Origin of the sequence: Stenotrophomonas nematodicola, assembly GCF_009467805.1 — a bacterium.
In the GTDB taxonomy this organism is placed as follows: domain Bacteria; phylum Pseudomonadota; class Gammaproteobacteria; order Xanthomonadales; family Xanthomonadaceae; genus Stenotrophomonas; species Stenotrophomonas nematodicola.
Map to the genome: position 1 here is coordinate 1,523,140 of NZ_WIAY01000001.1, position 20,113 is coordinate 1,543,252.

The 20,113-nt window shown below is 67.6% G+C and carries 17 protein-coding genes and 6 tRNA genes; 9 read left to right on the plus strand and 14 right to left on the minus strand.

What is annotated here, in order from left to right:
- Positions 1–124: 124 nt before the first annotated feature.
- The 9 genes from clpP to GDJ08_RS07260 all read right to left on the minus strand — a co-directional run bounded on the left by clpP (position 125) and on the right by GDJ08_RS07260 (position 4,687).
- Positions 125–751: an ATP-dependent Clp endopeptidase proteolytic subunit ClpP gene (clpP, locus tag GDJ08_RS07220; RefSeq protein ID WP_017356989.1), complete on the minus strand. Its 627-nt coding sequence runs from the start codon at positions 749–751 to the stop codon at positions 125–127.
- A 67-nt stretch (positions 752–818) separates the two neighbouring features.
- A complete protein-coding gene (gene tig / locus GDJ08_RS07225; RefSeq protein ID WP_153164568.1) occupies positions 819–2,114 on the minus strand; it encodes a trigger factor in 1,296 nt (431 codons plus the stop codon).
- 235 nt (positions 2,115–2,349) lie between these two features.
- A tRNA-Leu gene (locus tag GDJ08_RS07230) sits at positions 2,350–2,434 on the minus strand.
- Between the two features lie 63 nt (positions 2,435–2,497).
- Positions 2,498–3,835, minus strand: a complete 1,338-nt coding sequence (locus GDJ08_RS07235; protein ID WP_153164569.1) for a chloride channel protein — start codon at positions 3,833–3,835, stop codon at positions 2,498–2,500.
- 184 nt (positions 3,836–4,019) lie between these two features.
- A tRNA-Lys gene (locus tag GDJ08_RS07240) sits at positions 4,020–4,095 on the minus strand.
- A 124-nt stretch (positions 4,096–4,219) separates the two neighbouring features.
- A tRNA-Lys gene (locus GDJ08_RS07245) sits at positions 4,220–4,295 on the minus strand.
- Between the two features lie 81 nt (positions 4,296–4,376).
- Positions 4,377–4,453 (minus strand) — tRNA-His (locus GDJ08_RS07250).
- A 35-nt stretch (positions 4,454–4,488) separates the two neighbouring features.
- Positions 4,489–4,565, minus strand: a tRNA-Arg gene (locus GDJ08_RS07255).
- 45 nt (positions 4,566–4,610) lie between these two features.
- Positions 4,611–4,687: transfer RNA gene (locus GDJ08_RS07260), tRNA-Pro, on the minus strand.
- Between the two features lie 179 nt (positions 4,688–4,866).
- On the opposite strand from GDJ08_RS07260, the gene GDJ08_RS07265 reads away from it, so the two are divergent.
- The gene (locus GDJ08_RS07265) at positions 4,867–5,625 is read left to right on the plus strand and encodes a Bax inhibitor-1/YccA family protein (RefSeq protein ID WP_017357323.1); all 759 of its coding nucleotides are present in this window, start codon (positions 4,867–4,869) and stop codon (positions 5,623–5,625) included.
- A 53-nt stretch (positions 5,626–5,678) separates the two neighbouring features.
- Here GDJ08_RS07265 and GDJ08_RS07270 read toward each other — a convergent pair whose 3' ends face one another.
- The 4 genes from GDJ08_RS07270 to grxC all read right to left on the minus strand — a co-directional run bounded on the left by GDJ08_RS07270 (position 5,679) and on the right by grxC (position 8,446).
- On the minus strand, positions 5,679–6,434 hold the full coding sequence (locus tag GDJ08_RS07270) for a sulfite exporter TauE/SafE family protein (protein WP_153164570.1): 756 nt from the start codon (positions 6,432–6,434) through the stop codon (positions 5,679–5,681).
- Between the two features lie 97 nt (positions 6,435–6,531).
- Positions 6,532–7,539 carry an isocitrate dehydrogenase gene (locus tag GDJ08_RS07275; RefSeq protein ID WP_136005567.1) on the minus strand — a complete coding sequence of 336 codons (1,008 nt, stop codon included), beginning with the start codon at positions 7,537–7,539 and terminating at the stop codon, positions 6,532–6,534.
- A gap of 218 nt (positions 7,540–7,757) precedes the next feature.
- A complete protein-coding gene (locus GDJ08_RS07280; RefSeq protein ID WP_017357320.1) occupies positions 7,758–8,150 on the minus strand; it encodes a carboxymuconolactone decarboxylase family protein in 393 nt (130 codons plus the stop codon).
- Positions 8,147–8,446, minus strand: coding sequence for a glutaredoxin 3 (grxC, locus tag GDJ08_RS07285; RefSeq protein WP_017357319.1), 300 nt, complete (start codon positions 8,444–8,446; stop codon positions 8,147–8,149). Before grxC ends, GDJ08_RS07280 begins: the two co-directional genes overlap by 4 nt.
- A 152-nt stretch (positions 8,447–8,598) precedes the next feature.
- Here grxC and GDJ08_RS07290 point away from each other — a divergent pair, with 152 nt between their 5' ends.
- From GDJ08_RS07290 to lpxH, 8 genes are all read left to right on the plus strand, one after another.
- Complete coding sequence (locus GDJ08_RS07290) at positions 8,599–10,239, plus strand: M48 family metalloprotease (protein WP_136005563.1); 1,641 nt, start codon at positions 8,599–8,601, stop codon at positions 10,237–10,239.
- Positions 10,240–10,372: 133 nt separating this feature from the next.
- Positions 10,373–11,062 (plus strand): phosphate regulon transcriptional regulator PhoB, encoded by a 690-nt coding sequence (gene phoB, locus GDJ08_RS07295; protein ID WP_017357317.1) that lies wholly within the window; start codon positions 10,373–10,375, stop codon positions 11,060–11,062.
- A gap of 83 nt (positions 11,063–11,145) precedes the next feature.
- Positions 11,146–12,486 (plus strand): phosphate regulon sensor histidine kinase PhoR, encoded by a 1,341-nt coding sequence (gene phoR, locus GDJ08_RS07300; protein ID WP_136005559.1) that lies wholly within the window; start codon positions 11,146–11,148, stop codon positions 12,484–12,486.
- Positions 12,483–14,564, plus strand: coding sequence for a polyphosphate kinase 1 (gene ppk1 / locus GDJ08_RS07305; RefSeq protein ID WP_017357094.1), 2,082 nt, complete (start codon positions 12,483–12,485; stop codon positions 14,562–14,564). The genes phoR and ppk1 overlap by 4 nt, the downstream gene beginning before the upstream one ends.
- Before the next feature lie 123 nt (positions 14,565–14,687).
- Positions 14,688–16,214: an exopolyphosphatase gene (gene ppx / locus GDJ08_RS07310; RefSeq protein ID WP_136005556.1), complete on the plus strand. Its 1,527-nt coding sequence runs from the start codon at positions 14,688–14,690 to the stop codon at positions 16,212–16,214.
- Between the two features lie 97 nt (positions 16,215–16,311).
- Entirely contained in the window at positions 16,312–17,448 is a 1,137-nt protein-coding gene (locus GDJ08_RS07315; RefSeq protein ID WP_017357092.1) for a glycosyltransferase family 4 protein, read from the plus strand.
- Complete coding sequence (locus GDJ08_RS07320) at positions 17,429–17,968, plus strand: phosphatase PAP2 family protein (RefSeq protein WP_153164571.1); 540 nt, start codon at positions 17,429–17,431, stop codon at positions 17,966–17,968. Before GDJ08_RS07315 ends, GDJ08_RS07320 begins: the two co-directional genes overlap by 20 nt.
- A 37-nt stretch (positions 17,969–18,005) precedes the next feature.
- The gene (gene lpxH / locus GDJ08_RS07325; RefSeq protein WP_017357090.1) at positions 18,006–18,746 is read left to right on the plus strand and encodes a UDP-2,3-diacylglucosamine diphosphatase; all 741 of its coding nucleotides are present in this window, start codon (positions 18,006–18,008) and stop codon (positions 18,744–18,746) included.
- An 85-nt stretch (positions 18,747–18,831) separates the two neighbouring features.
- On the opposite strand, the gene GDJ08_RS07330 is transcribed toward lpxH, so the two are convergent.
- A complete protein-coding gene (locus GDJ08_RS07330) occupies positions 18,832–20,088 on the minus strand; it encodes a zinc-dependent metalloprotease (protein ID WP_017357089.1) in 1,257 nt (418 codons plus the stop codon).
- Positions 20,089–20,113 lie beyond the last annotated feature (25 nt).

Sequence of the window (20,113 nt, forward strand, 5' to 3'; positions counted from 1 at the left end):
TTCGCTTACCCAGTTACCCCACCCGCTGAACGGGGGTTCGATTCGAGAATAACACAGGGCCCGGAGGACGCCAGTCCTGCCCGACCCTGCGGAAACAAGCCGGAATGCCGGCCTGGTGGCGTCATCACGCCGGCTGGATCGACTCTTCCGGACGACGTTCCAGCACCTGGTCGACCAGCCCGTAGGCCATCGCCTCGGACGCGCTCTTGAAGTTGTCGCGTTCGGTATCGCGCGCGATGGTCTCCAGCGACTGACCGGTGTGCCGTGCCAGGATTTCATTCAGGCGCGAACGCAGCGTCAGGATCTCGCGCGCATGGATGTCGATATCCGTGGCCTGGCCCTGGTAGCCGCCCAGCGGCTGGTGGATCATCACGCGCGAATTGGGCAGCGCATAGCGCTTGCCGGCTTCGCCCGCGGCCAGCAGGAGGGCGCCCATCGAGGCCGCCTGGCCGATGCAGGTGGTGCTCACATTCGGCTTGATGTACTGCATGGTGTCGTAGATCGCCATGCCGGCGGTGACCACGCCACCGGGCGAGTTGATGTAGATGTTGATGTCCTTTTCCGGATTCTCCGACTCCAGGAACAGCAACTGCGCCACCACCACGTTGGCCATGTGATCGTCGATCGGGCCCACGAGGAAGATCAGGCGCTCCTTCAACAGGCGCGAATAGATGTCATAGGCGCGCTCGCCGCGGCTGGTCTGCTCGACCACCATCGGAACCAGGTTCAGGGCTTTGGTTCGGTTGTCCATTACGTGAGGCACCTATCTTGGGGGGGACAACCCCGCGCCGGAGCGCGGGGCGTGAAACGCCGTCCGCTTACTGACGGATGGCGTCCTGGAACGACATCTGCTGCTCGGTGTGCTGGGCGCGCTCGGCGATCCAGTCGATCACCTGCTCTTCCATCACGCGGTTCTGCAGCCCACTCATCAGCTGGGGGTCGTTGCGGTACATCTCAATGACCTGCTCCGGCTCTTCGTAGGTCGAGGCGATCAGGCGCATGGTTTCATTCAGGCGCTTGGGGTCCAGGCGCAGGTCGTTCCTGCGGGCCACTTCACCGACCAGCAGGCCGACGAGCACGCGCTTGGCGGCGGCGTCCTTGAAGCCTTCGTGGGCATCGGCCGGGACGTCGCCCGGGTTGCGGCCGCTGCGGCGGATCTGCTCGATCTGCTGGGCCAGCATGGCGCGGGCTTCGTTCTCGACCAGGCGCGGCGGCATTTCCACCGACGCATAGGCAGCGATCAGCTGTTCACCCACTTCACGGCGCAGGCGGTTCATGAGCGCACCCTTCAGCTCGCGCTCCAGGTTGGCGCGGATGTCCTTGCGGAACTGCTCCACATCGCCACCCTTCACACCAAAGCTCTTGATGAAGTCTGCATCGACCTCCGGCAGCACCGGTTCGGACACGTCCACCGCCTTGACGGTGACCTTGACCTGCTTGCCCGCCAGCGCCGGCACGCGCCAGTCGGCCGGGAACTCGACGTCGAGGGTCTTTTCCTCACCCTTGGCCAGACCGACCAGGCCCTGTTCGATCTGCTCGAACATCATGCCCTGGCCCACGATCACGCTGCCCTTTTCGCTGCCTTCGGCCGGCAGGCGCTCGTCGCCGGCCTGCGACCAGGTTTCCAGCGCGACCAGGTCGCCGTCCTGGGCACCCCGGGTGACCGGGCTCCAGCTGCGGCGCTGTTCGCGCAGGTTCTGGATCATCTGGTCGATGTCGGCATCGTTGATCTCGGCGGTGTGACGCACCACGGTCAGCTTGCTGACGTCCACGTCGCCGAAGTCCGGCACCAGTTCGACGGTGGCCACGAAGGAGAATTCGCCGTCATCGCCCTTGTCGATGCGCGGGGTGCCGGCAATGCGCAGCTCATGCTCGCGCAGGGCGGCATCGAAGGTTTCGCGCAGCAGGCCGTCGACGGCTTCGCTGCGGACCTGCTGACCGAAACGCTGCTCGATCACCTTGGCCGGGATCTTGCCCGGACGGAAGCCCTTGATCCGCGCAGTACGGGCGATTTCGCCCAGACGGCCGCTGATGTGGGTCTGCAGGCGGTCTTCCGGCAGCGAGAAGGTCAGGCGGCGTTCCAGGTTGCCGGTGGATTCGATCGAAGCTTGCATGTTGACTCCTGCCACCGGCGGCATGGGCCCCGGCACGATGTGATGGATGAAACGGGTTTTGGACGCGGGGTCGTGAACGCGCTTGCCCGCCGCAGCCCTGTAGTTTCGCCGATTACGGCCAGCGCCGCCAGCACAGGGCCGGGAACGTCACAGGGCGCGTCACGCCCAGCATGTGGCCGTCTCCCGGATCCGGGACGTGCCCTTGGTCATGGGTGCGGGCCAAACCGGCCCGCACTGGTGCGAAAGGGGGGACTCGAACCCCCACGCCTTGCGGCACTGGAACCTAAATCCAGGGCGTCTACCAATTCCGCCACTTTCGCGAGCGTGCGCTCAGCAGTGCATTGTTGCAGGCGGACGCACAAACAGGAAGATCATCACCTTGCTTAACCGGCCGCCGACGGCGTTGCGGCGGCGGTGGGTGGCGGCATGGCCTGCTGCAGCCGGTCGGCCAGGGCCCGGTAGATCGGCGTGCGGCATACCCACGACGAGGTTGCCCGCGCGACGAGCACCGCCGCCAGAATGGGCAGCAGCAGATCGCTGGTATTGGTGAGCTCCAGCGAGATCACCGCAGAGGTCAGCGGCGCCTGGGTCACGCCGGTCAGATAGGCGCACATGCCCAGCACCACCAACGCCGCCGGGTCCACCCCCGGCAGCAGCGCGGCGAGGTTGTGGCCGATGCCGGCGCCCACCGCCAGCGCAGGTGAGAACAGCCCGCCCGGGATGCCGGCAGCGTAGGAGACCAGGTTGGCGGCAAACTTCATCAGCCCGAACTCATGTCCGACCAGGGCCTGGCCCTGCACCAGGCCCCGCGCCTGTTCGTAGCCGGTCCCGAACGCGCCGGCCCCGAACACCAGGCCGAGCAGCGCCAGCAGCAGGCCACAGCCGGCGGCGAACAGGACCGGACGGGCCGTGCGTGCGCGGCCGAGCCAGCGCGGCCGGCCATCCATCACCGCCAGCACCAGGCGACTGAACAGACCGCCGCCCAGGCCACCGACCACACCGCACAGCAGGACCGCCACCCAGCCGATGCCCAGCGGCAGCGTCGCGCCCACCCGGCCGAAGTAGGTGTAGTTGCCCAGCAGCCCGAGCGAGACCACGCCGCCGACGATCACGGCCGTCAGCAACGCGCCGGAGAAACGGTGCTCAAAACGCCCGGACAGCTCCTCGATCGCGAACACCACGCCGGCCAGCGGGGTATTGAACGCGGCGGCGATGCCGGCTGCGCCGCCGGCCAGCAGGAAGTGGGTGGCCTGGCGCGGATCGCGGAAGCCCAGCGCGCGCCCGATCACGTACATGAGGCTGGCACCGACGTGGACGGTTGGCCCTTCGCGCCCCACCGACGCACCACCGAACAGGGCCAGCACGGTCAAGCCGAGCTTGCCGACGGACACCGGCAACGACAGATTGCGCTGGCGGAACGCGGCATCGGGCGTATCCAGCGCGGCAATCACCTGCGGGATACCGCTGCCGCGGGTGGGCCGCAGCACGCCCTGGGTGAGCCACGCCAGCACGGCGAACACCGTCGGGGTCAGCAGCAGCGGCCACCACGGGGAAGCATCGTAGATATGCCGGAACAGGGCGAATGCCGCGTCGCTGGCCTTGGCAAACAGGATCGCCGCCAGCGCGACCGCGACCGCCCCGCCCCACAGGGCCAGCCGTTCAAGCCACTGGCGCCGCGACCCCAGCCAGCGGGGAGAGGGAGTAGGTGAAGGCGCGTCCATGCCCACATTGTTTCACCGCCCGGCTCCACGCGATGTGCAGGGGCTGGCGACAGAGCCGACCGGATCGGGGCATCGGACGGACGCTGCCGCGCAGTCGCGGGGCTTTGCTGCAGACAGTGCGTGGGCTGCTGTCCGGGTCCAGGAAAAGAAAAAAGCCGCCTGGCGGACCAGGCGGCTTCTGTCTTGGTGGGCTGTCAAGGATTCGAACCTTGGACCTATTGATTAAGAGTCAACTGCTCTACCAACTGAGCTAACAGCCCGAAAATCGGGAGGCGAATTATGCAGGAATCCTGGCGATGGATGCAAGCACTTTGTTTGAACGGCAGAAAAACCACCGTGCCGGCAAAGAAAAAAGCCACCCGGCGGACCGGATGGCTTCTGTCTTGGTGGGCTGTCAAGGATTCGAACCTTGGACCTATTGATTAAGAGTCAACTGCTCTACCAACTGAGCTAACAGCCCTGAAAACGCAGGCGCACATTGTAACGTGACTGCCCTTTTTTGCAACCCTGATTCACTTTCGGTGAACCAGGTTCTGATCAGTGGGGTGGCTGAGGGGATTCGAACCCCCGACCACCGGAATCACAATCCGGTACTCTAACCAACTGAGCTACAGCCACCACTGAAACCTTTGCTTCCTACCGCTTGCACCGAATGGCGCGCCCGACAGGAATCGAACCTGTAACCGCCGGCTTAGAAGGCCGGTGCTCTATCCAGTTGAGCTACGGGCGCTCGATCCGGATTGTCGCATTTCCAATCCCGTTCTGAGCAGCGGATTGGTCGGGGTAGAGGGATTCGAACCCCCGACATCCTGCTCCCAAAGCAGGCGCGCTACCAGACTGCGCTATACCCCGGCGGTTTTGTTTCCCTCCGAGGTTCCCCCCGAAAGAGTCGGCTATTGTGGGAATCAGCGAGGCATCTGTCAACGGTTTTCACACATCGATTCACCTGTCGCCATCGACTCCCCCTCCTTCGGCTATCCTCGACACAGCGGCCGGATGGCCAAACCGTACCCCTTTCAAGGAGATTGACAATGCGCAGCGGTAATCCCGCCCTTTCCGAGTCGACCTTCCTCGACCTGGCCAGCGGCTCGGTCGTGAGCTCACCCGACCAGGCGATGACCATCAATGGCACGGTCAACAAGACCGGCATCCTGCTGTTGCTCACCGTGCTGACCGCTGCGTTCGCCTGGAGCCAGACCGTTGGTGCCGATGGGCAGATCGCGCCGGGCGCGATGATCTACGCCGTCGGCGGCGCGATCGGCGGCCTGGTGCTGGCGCTGGTCACGGTGTTCAAGAAGGCGTGGTCGCCGGTGACCGCGCCGCTGTACGCACTGGTGGAAGGCTTCTTCCTCGGCGCGATCTCGGCCGTGTTCGAAATGAAGTTCCCGGGCATCGTGTTCCAGGCCGTGCTGCTCACCTTCGGCACCCTGTTCGCCCTGCTGGTGGCCTACCGCACCGGCCTGATCAAGGTCACCGAGAACTTCAAGCTCGGCGTCGTGGCCGCCACCGGCGGCATCGCACTGCTGTACCTGGCCTCGTTCGTGCTGGGCTTCTTCAACATCAATGTGCCGGTCATCCACGAAGCCAGCGGCTGGGGCATCGCCTTCAGCCTGTTCGTGGTGGTGGTGGCGGCGCTGAACCTGGTGCTGGACTTCGACTTCATCGAAACCGGTGCCGCCGCGCGCGCGCCCAAGTACATGGAGTGGTACGGCGCGTTCGGCCTGATGGTCACGCTGGTGTGGCTGTACGTGGAGTTCCTGCGCCTGCTGTCCAAGCTGCAGAGCCGCTGAGCGCCGCACCCTCACCACGAAAAAGGGCGCCTGCGGGCGCCCTTTTTCGTTGATCAGCCCGCGCGTCCCAGCAGCGCCGGCACCGACGAGGCGAGCAGCGCCACGCCCGAGGCGGTGAGCAGGCCCAGCACGATCTGCCGGAAGCGTGCCTCGCTGATGCCGACGTATAGCTTTGCGCCGAACAGGGTGGGCAGCAGCATCGCCGGTGCGACGATCGCGAACAGGGGCAGCACCTGCCGGGTGACCACACCGGTCGCCAGGTAGATGCCCATCGTCACCAGCAGCATGGACAGGTTGAAGTTCTGGACAATGGCGCGCTGGGCATCCTTGTCCATGCCACGCAGCGTGCACCACAGCGTCGGCAGCGTCCCGGTGAAGCCACCGATGCCACCCAGCACGCCACCGGCCATCCCCACCGCCGCATCCGCGATCCGACCGCCGGCGGTGACCCGCGGCAATGCGCGCGCCATCAGCATGGCCGGGCACCAGATCACCAGCAGCCCGCCGAGCAGCGCCTTGAACCAGTCCATGTCCAGGTGCGGCAACACGGCCACGCCGAGCGGAATGCCGGCCAGGCCCCCCAGCACGAACGGCAGCAGCCGCTGCAGCTCGAAGCCGCGGCGCACGGTGAAGGCCGCCAGCACCTGCCCCACCAGGGCGCCGAACACCGACAGGGTCGCCGCCAGACGCGGATCCAGGGTCCATGCCCAGAACGACATGGCGACCAGGCCAAAGGCGAACCCCGACAGCCCCTGCACGAATCCCGCCACGATCGCGCCGAGGGCCACGATCAGATACACCGACTCCATTGCCTTGCTCCTGTCGCACTGCGCGCCGCGTGCGACGCAAACGCAACGGGGCGCCCGAAGGCGCCCCGCTGGAGGTACCAGGCGATGCCAGGACCGCTTACAGGCGGCTGGCGATGGCCTGGGCGAAGCCCATCGTGTTGCCGGTGCCGCCGAGATCGCCGGTCAGCGAATCCTTGGCTTCCAGCGTGGCCACGATGGCCTTGCGCAGGCGCTCGGCGTTCTCGGTCTGGCCGACGTGGTCCAGCATCTGCGCGGCGGCGAGCAGCAGCGCGCACGGATTGGCCTTGCCCTGGCCGGCGATGTCCGGGGCGGTGCCGTGCACGGCTTCGAAGATCGCCGCGTTCTCACCGATGTTGGCGCCCGGGGCCAGCCCCAGCCCGCCGACGAGGCCGGCGCACAGGTCGGAGATGATGTCGCCGAACAGGTTGGTGGTGACGATGATGTCGAACTGCTCCGGACGCATCACCAGCTGCATGCAGGCGTTGTCGACGATCATTTCCTGGAACTCGATGTCCGGGTACTTGGCCGCCACTTCGCGCGCCACGGCCAGGAACAGGCCCGAGGTCGACTTGATGATGTTGGCCTTGTGCACGGCGGTGACCTTCTTGCGGCCGGTGCTGCGGGCCAGCTCGAAGGCGTAGCGCACGATGCGCTCGGAGCCCTTGCGGGTGATGCGGGTACCGGAGAAGGCGGTTTCGCCGTCGGCCGAGACTTCCTGGCCTTCGGCCAGGTAGGCGCCTTCGGTGTTCTCACGGACGGTGATCAGGTTCACGCCGTCGCCGAAGCGCGACTTGGTGTTCGGGAACGAGGTCGCCGGACGCACGTTGGCGTACAGGTCGAAGTGGCGACGCAGGCTGACGTTGATCGAGGTGAAGCCACCACCGACCGGCGTGGTCAGCGGGCTCTTCAGGGCGATCTTGTTGCGTGCGATCGATTCCAGCGTGGCCGCCGGCATCAGGTCGCCGTGCTTTTCCAGCGCGACCAGACCCGCGTCGGCGTCTTCGTATTCAAAGCCGGTGTCCAGCTTGCCGAGCACGAACAGGGTAGCGTCCATGATCTCCGGGCCGATGCCGTCACCGCGGATGACCGTGATTTTCTGCGTCATTTGATCTGTTTCCGAACCGAGGGGGAGCGCCGTCCAGCAGGTGCGGAAAGCACCGGCGCAAGGGAAGTTTCACCCGCAATTATGCCTGACCCGGCCCGGGGACCCCAAATCAGCCTTTGGTCCAAGACCGCAGGCCGTACCGGCCTGCGCTTGGCACCTGCCGGTACGGTGGCGGAGAGACAACCGGTGGCGCCCGACCGCCGGCCGGACAGTTCCGGTCAATGTTCGTGAACGGCCGGGGCGGCGGCGCCACCTTCGAGCTGGTCCAGGAAGTCCACCGCGCGGCGCAGGTGCGGAATCACGATGGAGCCGCCGACCACCAGACCGACCGAGAAGGTCTCGAAGAACTCCTCGCGGGTGACGCCGGCGTCCTTGCACTGGGCCACGTGGTAGCTGATGCAGTCGTCGCAGCGCAGCACCATCGAGGCGACCAGACCGAGCAGCTCCTTGGTCTTCACATCCAGCGCGCCGGCCTGGTAGGTCTGGGTATCCAGCGCGAAGAAGCGCCGCACGACCTGGTTGGGCTCGCCGAGGATGCGCTGGTTCATGCGCTGGCGGAATTCGGTGAATTCGGCGATGCGGTCCCGGCTGCCGTCGTCGGCCGCGCTCATGCCTGGCCCTCGCCGGCCAGCAGCGGTTCGAGCTTGCCGGCGCGGTGCAGCGCCATCATGTCGTCGTAGCCACCGACGTGGACCTCGCCGACGAAGATCTGCGGCACGCTGGTGCGGCGGGTCCTGGCCATCATTTTTTCGCGCTCGACCGGGTCCAGGTCAATCCGGACTTCGGTCCAGTCGCGGCCCTTGCTCTTGAGGAAGTTCTTGGCCGCCACGCAATAGGGACAGACCGCGGTCGAATAGATGGTGATGGCGGGGGTGCCACCCGGGGTGGAAGCGACATCTTGGCTCACGGGAAACTCCACAGCGGAACGAGTGTCTGTATATGGTAGCGGCCCGCTGGAATTTCCACGTCACCGCCGCAACACTGTGGATTAACCATAGATTTGCAGGCCCCCTGCCACCCTGTACCGGCTGTACCTGCCCACCCTTCCAGGAGCTTCGTTTGCGCCCTCTGCTGCTTTCCGCTGCGTTGACCCTGGCCTTGGCCGTGCCACTGGCCTCGGCCCAGGACAGCAAGCTGCCGGACATCGGCTCCTCGGCCGGCGAACTGCTGACCCCGGCGCGCCAGGCCGAATACGGCGGGATGATGCTGCGCGAACTGCGCAACTATGGCTATCTGCTCGATGACCCGCTGGTGGACGACTGGCTGCAGACGATGGGTGCACGGCTGGGTTCCAACAGCGCCCAGCCGCGGCAGCCCTACACGTTCTTCATGCTCAAGGACCGCCAGATCAATGCCTTTGCCACGCTGGGCGGCTACATCGGGGTCAATGCCGGGCTGGTGCTGACCGCCGAGCGCGAAGACGAGGTGGCGGCGGTGCTGTCCCACGAAATCGCCCACGTCACCCAGCAGCATGTGCTGCGTGGGGTCGAACGCGCCCAGCGTGACCAGATTCCGATCCTGCTGGGCATGCTGGCGGCGGTGGTCGCCGCGCAGCAGGCCGGGGGCAACTCCTCGGGCGATGCGACGATGGCGGCGATCACCTCCGGCATGGGCCTGATGCAGCAGCGGCAGATCAACTACACCCGGTCCAATGAATCCGAAGCCGACCGGCTCGGCATCCGCACCCTGGCCCGCAGTGGCTACGACGTGGATGCGATGGCCGGCTTCTTCGAACGCATGTCCGCCTCGATGCGGGGCAACGCCGGCGGCTATTCGGTGCCGGACTTCCTGCAGACGCATCCGGTCACCACCACCCGCATCAGCGAGGCCAAATCCCGCGCCGAGCAGATGAAGAAGGACACCGTGCTGCTGACCACCGCCGTACCCGGCGGCGTGCGCGAGGAACGCGTGGACCCGGCCGACCCGGCGCTGTCCGATCCGCTGGTCCGGCGCAACAATCCGCTGCTGCCGGCGTCCATGCAGGTCTCGGTGACCACGCTCAGCCGCGGCGCCACCGGGCAGTTCGAGTGGGCCCGCGAGCGGCTGCGGGTGCTGAGCGCCGACACACCCGGCGATGTGCTGAAGGAATATGAAAACCTGCAGCGCGCGCAGAAGGACGGCCTGACCGAGCCCCAGCGCTATGGGCTGGCCCTGGCCCGGCTGCGCAGCAGCGCCGCCGGCCAGGCCCGCGACGACCTGCAGGCCCTGCTGCGCGATCACCCCGACAACCTCTGGGTGGCGCTGGCCCTGGGCGAGGCCGAATCCCGCGCCGGCCAGCCGGCCCAGGCCAACGCCCGTTTCGAGGCCCTGCTGCGCCAGCATCCCGGCAGCCGACCGGTGGCGTTGACCTTCGCCGCCATCCTCAATGAGCAGGGCGGGCGCGAGGCCGGGCAGCGCGCGCAGGCGATGCTGCGTCCGCTGCTGTCGCAAAGTGGTAATGATCCGGTGTTCCAGACCCGTTTCGCCCGGGCCAGCGAACTGGCCGGAGACACCACCCGCGCCAGCGAGGCCTATGCCGAAGCGGCGTTCCTCAGCGGCCGGCCGGAGCAGGCGTTGATCCAGCTGCAGGCGCTCAAGCGCCAGCCCGCGCTGGACTATGTGGGCCGCGCACGGGTGGATGCCCGCATCGAGGCGATCACGCCGACGGTGCTGGAAATGCGCCGGCAGGGTATCCAGGACCCCGATCTGGACCGGCGCTGAGCCGGCCGCCGCCCCCGTCCACATGACCGGCCGATGGCACCGGGCACCGATACCGCCCCGGTCGTCACAAACATGTCATGAAACCGTAGTCTACTGGGCTCAATCCCGGTCTGATAAGCATTACGGTGGGCACGTGCAGAAACGCATCCTGATCGTCGACGACGAACCCGCGATCCGCGAAATGGTCGCGTTCGCCCTGCGCAAGGGCGATTACGACCCGATCCACGCCGGCGATGCCCGCGAGGCCCAGACCGCCATCGCCGATCGCGTCCCGGACCTGATCCTGCTGGACTGGATGCTCCCGGGCACCAGCGGCCTGGACCTGGCCCGGCGCTGGCGCAAGGAGGCCCTCACCCGTGAGGTGCCGATCATCATGCTCACCGCCCGTGGCGAAGAAAATGACCGCGTCGGTGGGCTGGAAGCCGGCGTGGACGACTACGTGGTCAAACCCTTCTCGGCGCGCGAACTGCTCGCGCGTATCCGGGCGGTGATGCGCCGTGCGCGCGACGATGACGAAGACGGCAGCGTGGCGGTCGGCACGATCCGTATCGACGGCGCGGCGCACCGCGTGTTCGCCGGCGACCAGCCGGTGCCGATCGGCCCCACAGAGTACCGCCTGCTGCACTTCTTCATGACCCATCCCGAGCGCGTCTATACCCGCGCGCAGCTGCTCGACCACGTGTGGGGCGGCAGCGTGTATGTTGAAGAACGTACCATCGACGTGCACATCCGCCGCCTGCGCAAGACGCTGGAGCCGTTCGGTGCGGAGAACATGGTGCAGACCGTGCGCGGCGCGGGCTACCGTTTCTCCACCGCCACCTGATTCCAGCCCGTCCAGCGCGGGGCAGATCCTGTTGATTCAGCCGGGCAGAGCCCCGCGCTACGGACACTTTTTACGAGACTGTAATGCCGCGCCACATCCGTTCCGCCTGGTTGAAAACGCTGGCTACCCTGGCCACCCTGCTGCTGGCGGCCGCCGTTCTGGGCCTGCTGCTGGGACAGGTGTGGATGTGCATCGCGCTGGCGGCCATCGGTGCGCTGGCCTGGCATTACTGGCGGCTGCGGCGGGTGCTGCGCCGGCTGACCGCGCGTCATCGCTGGGATGTGGGCGACGGCACCGGCGTGTGGAATGAGCTGGACCGGCTGCTGTACCGCAACCAGCTGGAAATGCGCACGCGCAAGCGGCGCCTGCTGGACATGCTGCGCAGCTACCGCGCCGCCGCCGCGGCGCTGCCCGACGCGGTGGTGGTGGTGGATCGCAACAGCCAGCGCGTGCAGTGGTTCAACGAAGCGGCAACCTCGCTGCTCGGACTGCATCATCCCGGCGATCTCGGCGAGGCGCTGGTCGAACGCCTGCAGCCGATGCCGCTGGCGCACTGGCTGGCGGGCGGCCGCAATGCCGAGCCGATCCTGGACGTGCCATCGCCGGTGGACCCGGCGATCCGCCTGAATCTGCGCCTGATCCCCTACTCGCCCGACTACTGGCTGCTGATCGCGCGCGATGTAAGCAAGCTGCTGCGACTGGAGCAGGTGCGCCGCGACTTCGTCGCCAATGTCTCGCACGAACTGCGCACGCCGCTGACGGTGGTGCACGGCTACCTGGACATGATGGACCCGGAGGATTTCCCCGGCACCGGCCCGATGCTGGAGGAGATGCGCAAGCAGTCCCAGCGCATGGCCCAGCTGGTGGAAGACCTGCTGACGCTGTCGCGGCTGGAATCGCAGGAACATACCGAAGAAGAAACGGTGGCCATGACGCCGATGCTGGCCACCCTGCGCCGCGAGGCCGAGGCGCACAGCCAGGGCCGCCACCAGATCAGCATCGTCGACAGCGCCGGCGTGGACCTGCAGGGCTCCAACAAGGAACTGCACAGCGCCTTCTCCAACCTGGTCACCAACGCCGTGCGCTACACGCCCGCCGGTGGCCGCGTCGAGGTGGTACTGGCACGCGAAGGCGACGGCGCGGTACTGTCGGTGCGCGACAGCGGCTACGGCATTCCGGCCAACCACCTGCCGCGCCTGACCGAGCGCTTCTACCGTGTCTCCAGCAGCCGTTCACGCGAAAGCGGCGGCACCGGGCTGGGCCTGTCGATCGTCAAACACATTCTCGGCCTCCACCACGCCCGCCTGGAGATCCAGAGCGAGGTCGGCAAGGGCAGTGTGTTCTCCTGCCACTTCGATGCCGATCACGTGCGCGCGCGCAATGAGCTGGCCTCCCTTCCCTCTTCCGAGGACTTTTCCGCATGAGCAATCTCGTTCCAGCCGTTGTGAATGTGGACAGCGACCCGCTGCGCGACCCCGCGCTGTACATCAACCGCGAGCTGTCCCAGCTCGACTTCAACTTCCGGGTGTTGGCCCAGGCGCTGGATACCCAGGTGCCGCTGCTGGAGCGCCTGCGATTCCTGTGCATTTCCTGCACCAACCTGGACGAGTTCTTCGAGATCCGCGCCGCCGCGGTGCGCCACGCGCAGGAATTCGGTCTGCCGCCGGCCCCGGACGGCATGAGTCCGCAGGCGATCCTCAACGCCATCCACGACCGCGCCGCGCAACTGGTCGATCAGCAGTACCGCTGCTGGAATGACACGCTGCGCCCGGCCCTGCACGAGGCCGGCATCGACGTGCTCGGCCGCCACTCCTGGAACCATCGGCAGAAGCGCTGGCTGCGTGCCTACTTCCGCAACGAGATCATGCCGGTGCTGTCGCCGCTGGGCCTGGACCCGTCGCACCCGTTCCCGAAGATCCTCAACAAGTCACTGAACATCGTGGTGGTGCTCAAGGGCACCGACGCGTTCGGCCGCGCCGGCCATCTGGCCATCGTGCGTGCGCCGCGCTCGCTGCCGCGCATCATCCAGCTGCCGGAAAAGCTCGGCGGGGGGCAGACCTATGTCTTCCTGTCCTCGGTGCTGTCCACCTTCGTGGACGAGCTGTTCCCGGGCATGGAGGTCCAGGGCGCCTACCAGTTCCGCGTCACCCGCAACTCCGAACTGGTGGTGGACGAGGAAGAGGTGGAGAACCTGGCGTTGGCGCTGCGCGACGAGCTGGTCGACCGCGGCTACCGGCCTGCGGTGCGGCTGGAGATCGCGCAGGATTGCCCGCGCGACATCGTGCGCACCCTGCTGCAGAACTTCGGGCTGACCGAGAACGCGGTCTACCGCATCGACGGGCCGGTCAACCTCAACCGCGTGGTCCAGCTGTACGATCTGCTGGCCCGCCCGGACCTGAAGTACCCGCCGATGAGCCCGCGCACGCTGCGCGACAGCGACGGCATCTTCGAGGTGGTGGCGCGCAGGGACGTGCTGCTGCACCACCCGTTCGACGCGTTCACGGCCGTGCTGGATCTGATCAAGCAGGCCGCGATCGACCCCAACGTGCTGGCGATCAAGCAGACGCTGTACCGCACCGGCAAGGACTCGCTGATCGTCGATGCGCTGATCCAGGCCGCGCGCAACGGCAAGGACGTCACGGTGGTGGTCGAACTGCGCGCGCGCTTCGACGAAGAGGCGAATCTCGGCCTGGCCGATCGCCTGCAGGAAGCCGGCGTGCAGGTGGTGTACGGCGTGGTGGGTTACAAGACCCACGCCAAAATGCTGCTGATCGTGCGTCGTGAAGGCCGCAAGCTGCGTCGCTACGTGCACCTGGGTACCGGCAATTATCACAGCGGCACCGCACGCGCCTACACCGACCTGAGCCTGATCACCGCCGATGCCGATATCGGCAACGATGTACACCTGCTGTTCCAGCAGCTGTCCGGGCTGGCCCCGCGGATGAAGCTCAAGCGCCTGCTGCAGTCCCCCTTCACCCTGCACACCGGCGTGCTGCAGCGGATCGAACGCGAAACCCGGCTGGCCGCCAGCGGACGTCCGGGCCGGATCATCGCCAAGATGAACGCACTGAACGAACCCCAGGTGGTGCGGGCGCTGTATGCCGCCTCGCAGGCCGGCGTGCAGATCGACCTGATCGTGCGCGGCGCGTGCACGCTGCGTCCCGGCGTGCCGGGGGTGTCGGACAACATCCGGGTGCGCTCGATCGTCGGGCGCTTCCTGGAACACAGCCGGGTGTACTGGTTCGGCAACGATGGCGCCGCCGAGCTGTACTGCGCCAGCGCCGACTGGCTGGAGCGCAACCTGCTGCGCCGGGTCGAGACCTGTTTCCCGATCCTGGACCCGGAACTGGCACGCAAGGTGTACCGCGATGTGCTGCAGAACTACCTGGATGACAACCTCAACGCCTGGGAACTGCACGCGGACGGCAACTACCACAAGTGCGCCCCGGCCCATGACGAGCCGCCGCACTCGGCGCAGATGGCGTTGATGCAGGGTCTGTAAGGGGCCCCTCGAGGCAGCGCGGTGTTCCGGCCATTGGCCGGCCCTGTCACGCGACACTGCGTCGCATCCCATGTGAAGGCCGTGCGGTGACGCCGCACACCGGCCTTCGGCTAACATTCGCCCATGCCGCATACCACCACGACTCCGCCCGCCCTGCAGGATGGCGACCTGCTCGCCGCCATCGATCTTGGATCGAACAGTTTCCATATGGTCATCGCGCGCTACACGCTCGGGCAGCTGCGGGTGGTTGACCGCCTGCGCGAGACGGTGCGCATGGCCGATGGGCTGGATGGCAAGGGCGGCCTGTCCGCCGACGCGCGGCAGCGCGCGCTGGAATGCCTGGCCCGGTTTGGCCAGCGCATCCGCGCCATTCCGCCGGTGCGCGTCCGCGCCCTGGCCACCAATACCGTGCGCCAGCTGCGCTCGCCGCAGGCCTTCCTGATGCCGGCCGAAACCGCGCTGGGGCATGCCATCGAAGTGGTCAGCGGCCGCGAGGAGGCGCGCCTGATCTACCTGGGCGTGGCCCACGCGCAGCCGCCCAAAGCGGACCAGCGCCGCCTGGTGATCGACATCGGCGGCGGCTCCACCGAGTTCATCATCGGCCAGGGCATGCAGACCCTGGAGCGCGAAAGCCTGCAGGCTGGCTGCATTGCCAGCACGCGGCGCTTCTTCCCCGGCGGCAAACTCAGCCGCAAGCGCTGGAAGGACGCATTGACCGAGATCGGCGCCGAGTTCCAGCAGTTCGCCACCAAATACCGCGCGCTGGGCTGGCACGAAGCGCTCGGCTCGTCGGGCACACACAAAGCGATCAGCGAAATCTGCGCGACGATGAAGCTGAGCAAGGGCGCGATCACCGCCGAGGCCCTGCCGCAGCTGCGCGACGAGCTGCTCAAGGCCAAACGGATCGACGACATCGACCTGCCCGGCCTGTCGGCCGACCGCCGCCCGATCATCGCCGGCGGCATCCTGGTGCTGGAGGCCGCCTTCCAGGCGTTGGGCCTGCAGAAGCTGCTGGTCAGCAAAGCGGCCATGCGCGAAGGCATCCTGTACGACATCCTCGGCCGCGCCAGCGAGAACGACCTGCGCGACGAGTCGGTGGCCGCGCTCAGCCTGCGCTACGGGATCGATACCGTGCAGGCCGAGCGCGTGGAACGCACCGCGATGGACCTGCTTGGCCAGGTGGACGCCGCCTGGGGGCTGGACCCCGACGATGCACGCATGCTGGGCTGGGCCGCGCGCCTGCACGAGCTGGGCCTGATGATCGCGCACAGCGGCTACCACGTGCATGGCAGCTATGTGCTGGAGAACTCCGACATCGCCGGCTTCTCGCGCCAGGAACAGCAACTGCTGGCCGCGCTGGTGCGCACCCATCGCCGCAACGTGCCCAAGGCCGCCTTCGATGCGCTGCCCGAGCGCCTGCTGCTGCCGGCGCGCCGGATGGCCGCCCTGCTGCGGTTGGCGGTGCTGCTCAACCGCGCCCACGAGGACACCCCCATGCCGGCACTGGAACTGACCGCCGACGACACCCGGCTGTCGCTGATCCTCCCACAGGCGTTCATCGACGCGCGGCCGCTGCTGCGCGCCGACCTGATCGGCGAAACCGAGGGCCTGGCAGGGCTGGGGATGCAGTTCAGGCCGTTCGTGGCCTGAACCGGGCGGCCCGGCCGGGCCGTCATCCGATGGTCATGCCAGGGTCATGTCGGCTACATCGCCGGCGCCCAGCATGCGCGCATACGGGAGGTCCGCCATGCGCTATGCCATCGTCACCGAGACATATCCACCCGAGGTCAACGGCGTTGCATTGACCGTCCAGGGGCTCGAACAGGGGCTGCGTGCGGCCGGCCACCAGGTTGATCTGGTGCGTCCACGCCAGGCCGGCGACGCCGACGGGGAGAGCACCCTGCTGGTGTCCGGAGCGGCCCTGCCCCGCTACCCCGGCCTGCGCTTCGGCCTGCCGGCACCCAAGCGGCTGGCGCGCCAGTGGCAGCAGCAGCGCCCGGATGCGATCTACATCGCCACTGAAGGCCCGTTGGGCTGGTCGGCCCTGCGTACGGCGCGGCGGATGGGCATCCCGGTCGCCACCGGTTTCCACACGCGCTTTGACGAGTACCTGCCCGACTACGGCGTGGCCTGGCTGCAGGCTGCGGCACTGCGCTGGATGCGGCGCTTCCACAACCAGTCCGACGCCACCCTGGTCCCCACCCAGGAGCTGCAGCAGTTCCTCTGCGAACAGGGCTTTGAGCGGGTGCGCCTGCTGGCGCGCGCGGTGGACAGCCGTCAGTTCGAGCCGACCCGGCGCGATCCGGCGCTGCGCGAGGAATGGGGCATCGACGGCACCGGCTTTGCCGCGATCTACGTCGGCCGCATCGCACCCGAAAAGAACCTTGCGCTGGCAGTGAAGGCCTTCCGGCGGCTGCAGCAGGTGCGGCCCAAAGCCCGCTTCGTGTTCGTCGGCGACGGCCCGTCGCGCGCCGCACTGGCGCATGACAACCCGGACTTCATCTTCTGCGGTGTACAGCGCGGGGATGCGCTGGCCCGCCATTTCGCCAGTGGCGATCTGTTCCTGTTCCCCAGTCGCAGCGAGACCTTCGGCAACGTGACCCTGGAAGCGATGGCCAGCGGCCTGGCCACGGTGGCCTTCGACTATGGCGCGGCGCGCGAACACCTGCGCACCGATGAGAGCGGCATTGCGGTCGGCGACGACGCCGCGTTCGTGACCGCCGCCGTGCAGTTGGCCGGGGACGATGTGCTGCGGGCGCGGCTCGGGCGCAACGCGGCCCTCGCCATGAAGCGGCTGCATCCGCAGCAGGTGGTGGCCGAGTTCGATGCCCTGCTTGCCGAGCTGGCCCAGGCCCGGAGGCCGCATGCCGACCACGCCGCTTGACGCCCTGCGCGGCCATGAAGCGCGCTGGTGCCGCCGCGCCAATCACTACTGCCGGCGACGGCGGGTACGGCAGGGGTTTGCCGCGGTCAGCCGCCTCGGCGACGGCGTGTTCTGGTACGTCCTGATGGGCGCGCTGGTGCTGCTGGACGGCTTCGACGGCCTGCGCGCCTCGCTGCACATGGCGGCCACCGGGCTGTTGGCGCTGCTGCTCTACAAGGGCCTCAAGCGCTGGACACGACGCCCGCGCCCCTACACCGCCGATCTGCGTATCCGCGCGTGGGTAGCGCCGCTGGACGAGTTCAGCTTTCCTTCCGGCCATACCCTGCACGCAGTGTCCTTCACCATCGTGGCGCTGGCCTACTACCCGTGGCTGGCACCGCTGCTGGTACCGTTCACGGCGGCGGTCGGGGTGTCGCGGGTGGTACTGGGCCTGCACTATCCCAGCGATGTGCTGGCCGCCACCGCGATCGCCACCGGCCTGGCCGGTGCCAGCCTGCAGTGGTTGCCGCTGCCGGTGTGAGGCGGTGCGGCGGCGCCCGACGTTTTACAATGCGCGCATGACCACGTTGTTCATTTCCGATCTGCATCTGGACCCCAGCCGTCCAGCCATCACCGACCTGTTCCTGGCCTTCCTGCAGCGCGACGCACTGCAGGCCGACGCGCTGTACATCCTGGGCGATCTGTTCGAGGCCTGGATCGGCGACGATACGCCGTCCGCCGCCGCCGATGCGGTGGCCGATGCGCTGCACGCGGTAGCCGACGCCGGGGTGCCGGTGTACTTCATCCGCGGCAACCGCGACTTCCTGGTCGGAGACGACTACGCCCGGCGCGCGGGGTTCCGCATCCTGCCCGACCCGAGCGTGATCGACCTCTACGGCCGGCCGGTGCTGCTGCAGCACGGCGACCTGCTGTGCACCGATGACGTGGCCTACCAGCAGTTCCGCACGCAGACCCGCGACCCGGCCTTCCAGGCGCAGTTCCTGGCGCAGCCGCTGGCCGCGCGCATCGCGTTCGCACAGAAGGCGCGCGATGCCAGCCAGGCGCGCCAGTCGGAGATGAAGCAGGGCGACAGGGCCCAGTTCGAAACGGTCACCGACGTCGCCCCGGCCGACGTGGAGGCCGCCTTCATCCGGTACGGCGTGGACACCATGATCCACGGCCATACCCATCGTCCGGCGATCCACACGCTCCACGCGGGCGGGCGCGAGTGCACGCGCATCGTGCTCGGCGACTGGTACGAACAGGGTTCGGTGCTGCGCGTGACCCCACAGGGGTGGACGCTGGAATCGCTGGCGTAAGGTACCGACCCACCGTTGGCACCTGCCCGCTTGGTCGAGTGGGTACCCACCCTTGCCGGGTGGGCACCCACAGTCCCCGGCAGCGTCAGCGGAACGCGGCGACGGCTGCCTTGGTGTTGACCAGCACCCGCTGGTTGTCCGCACTGGCGGCAATGCCCATCGGAATCCCGTTGTAGCTGATGTTCGGGTTGGACCAGAAGTTCAACCGCGGGCAGCTGCGCGTGCAGTTGTAGGCCATGATCGTGCGCCAGCCGGTGCCCGTGGCCGGTTGGTAACGGTAGCCGTGGCCATAGGCGTACGGCGAGGTGCTCGAATCGGTGGCGATGTCGTGGCGGGCGCTCTGCAGATGGCCGATCTCATGGGCGAAGGAGTAGTACCCGGTCGCGCAGTCCCAGTGCACGGCGGCGAACGCTGTGCTGGCGGTGGAGCCGATGCCCGAGGCCAGGCCGCAGGAACTGGCGTTGTTGATCACCAGGACCGCCACGTCGGCGCGGGTGGTGTTGCGGCTGGTGTGGATGCTGTCCATATAGCCGTCACTGGTCTGGCGGAAGCGCGCCAGGTCGGTGGAGAAGCTGCTGGACTCGGTATATGCGGTGGTCTCGTAGCCGGCCAGCTGCAGCGTGATGCCGACGTTGCTGTTGACGTAGCCCTGGTTGGATTCCGCCACGGCCAGCTGCACCAGCGACTGCATGTTGCCGCCGTACGCGGCGACCGCGCCGTTGGTGGCCACCACCAGTACGCGGATGGTGGCCGGCGTACCCGAGGACGCGGCCGCAATGCCGATCTGCTCGTTGACCGGCATCGCCACCGTCGGCAGCCGGTTGTAGTCGGCCGGATGGTCGGCCGGCATGCGCGACTCATCCACTTCCACCAGCACGTGGCGCCCGTCGCTGATCGGACGCAGGCGGTACAGCTGGCCATCACGCCGGATGGTGCCGGTGACCGTGTCGCCGGCGCGCACCAGGATGACCTGGTTGAGCGGGTCCGGGGCACCGGCCTTGGCCAGCCGCGCACCGGCACGGGTACCGAGCTGGCCGTACCACACGCTGCCCCCGTCGGCGAGGGTCTCCACACGGCTCTGCAGGGCCTGCACCGGCTGCCCGAGCAGCTCGAACTCAAGTTGCTTCTGGGTCGCGGTCACCGCAGCCGCATCCACCTGCACTTCCTGCACGGTGGCCGTGGACGGGGAGTTCATCAGCGCGCTCAGCGCCGGCTGGCTGCTGGCCGATGCGCGGCTCACCACGGTGACCGGGGCGAACAGCGACGCGGCCGAGGCACTGCCGGCGGTCAACAGGCACAACGTGATCACACCTGCGGTCTTGCTCATCGATCTGGACATCATGTCGGCTCTCTATGAGTGGGAACAC

Excerpts from the sequence above, each read along its gene's own strand:
- clpP (WP_017356989.1), bottom strand. The coding sequence starts at position 751 with ATGGACAACCGAACCAAAGCCCTGAACCTGGTTCCGATGGTGGTCGAG.
- tig (WP_153164568.1), bottom strand. The coding sequence starts at position 2,114 with ATGCAAGCTTCGATCGAATCCACCGGCAACCTGGAACGCCGCCTGACC.
- GDJ08_RS07235 (WP_153164569.1), bottom strand. The coding sequence starts at position 3,835 with ATGGACGCGCCTTCACCTACTCCCTCTCCCCGCTGGCTGGGGTCGCGG.
- GDJ08_RS07265 (WP_017357323.1), top strand. The coding sequence starts at position 4,867 with ATGCGCAGCGGTAATCCCGCCCTTTCCGAGTCGACCTTCCTCGACCTG.
- GDJ08_RS07270 (WP_153164570.1), bottom strand. The coding sequence starts at position 6,434 with ATGGAGTCGGTGTATCTGATCGTGGCCCTCGGCGCGATCGTGGCGGGA.
- GDJ08_RS07275 (WP_136005567.1), bottom strand. The coding sequence starts at position 7,539 with ATGACGCAGAAAATCACGGTCATCCGCGGTGACGGCATCGGCCCGGAG.
- GDJ08_RS07280 (WP_017357320.1), bottom strand. The coding sequence starts at position 8,150 with ATGAGCGCGGCCGACGACGGCAGCCGGGACCGCATCGCCGAATTCACC.
- phoR (WP_136005559.1), top strand. The coding sequence starts at position 11,146 with ATGCCGCGCCACATCCGTTCCGCCTGGTTGAAAACGCTGGCTACCCTG.
- ppk1 (WP_017357094.1), top strand. The coding sequence starts at position 12,483 with ATGAGCAATCTCGTTCCAGCCGTTGTGAATGTGGACAGCGACCCGCTG.
- ppx (WP_136005556.1), top strand. The coding sequence starts at position 14,688 with ATGCCGCATACCACCACGACTCCGCCCGCCCTGCAGGATGGCGACCTG.
- GDJ08_RS07315 (WP_017357092.1), top strand. The coding sequence starts at position 16,312 with ATGCGCTATGCCATCGTCACCGAGACATATCCACCCGAGGTCAACGGC.
- GDJ08_RS07320 (WP_153164571.1), top strand. The coding sequence starts at position 17,429 with ATGCCGACCACGCCGCTTGACGCCCTGCGCGGCCATGAAGCGCGCTGG.
- lpxH (WP_017357090.1), top strand. The coding sequence starts at position 18,006 with ATGACCACGTTGTTCATTTCCGATCTGCATCTGGACCCCAGCCGTCCA.
- GDJ08_RS07330 (WP_017357089.1), bottom strand. The coding sequence starts at position 20,088 with ATGATGTCCAGATCGATGAGCAAGACCGCAGGTGTGATCACGTTGTGC.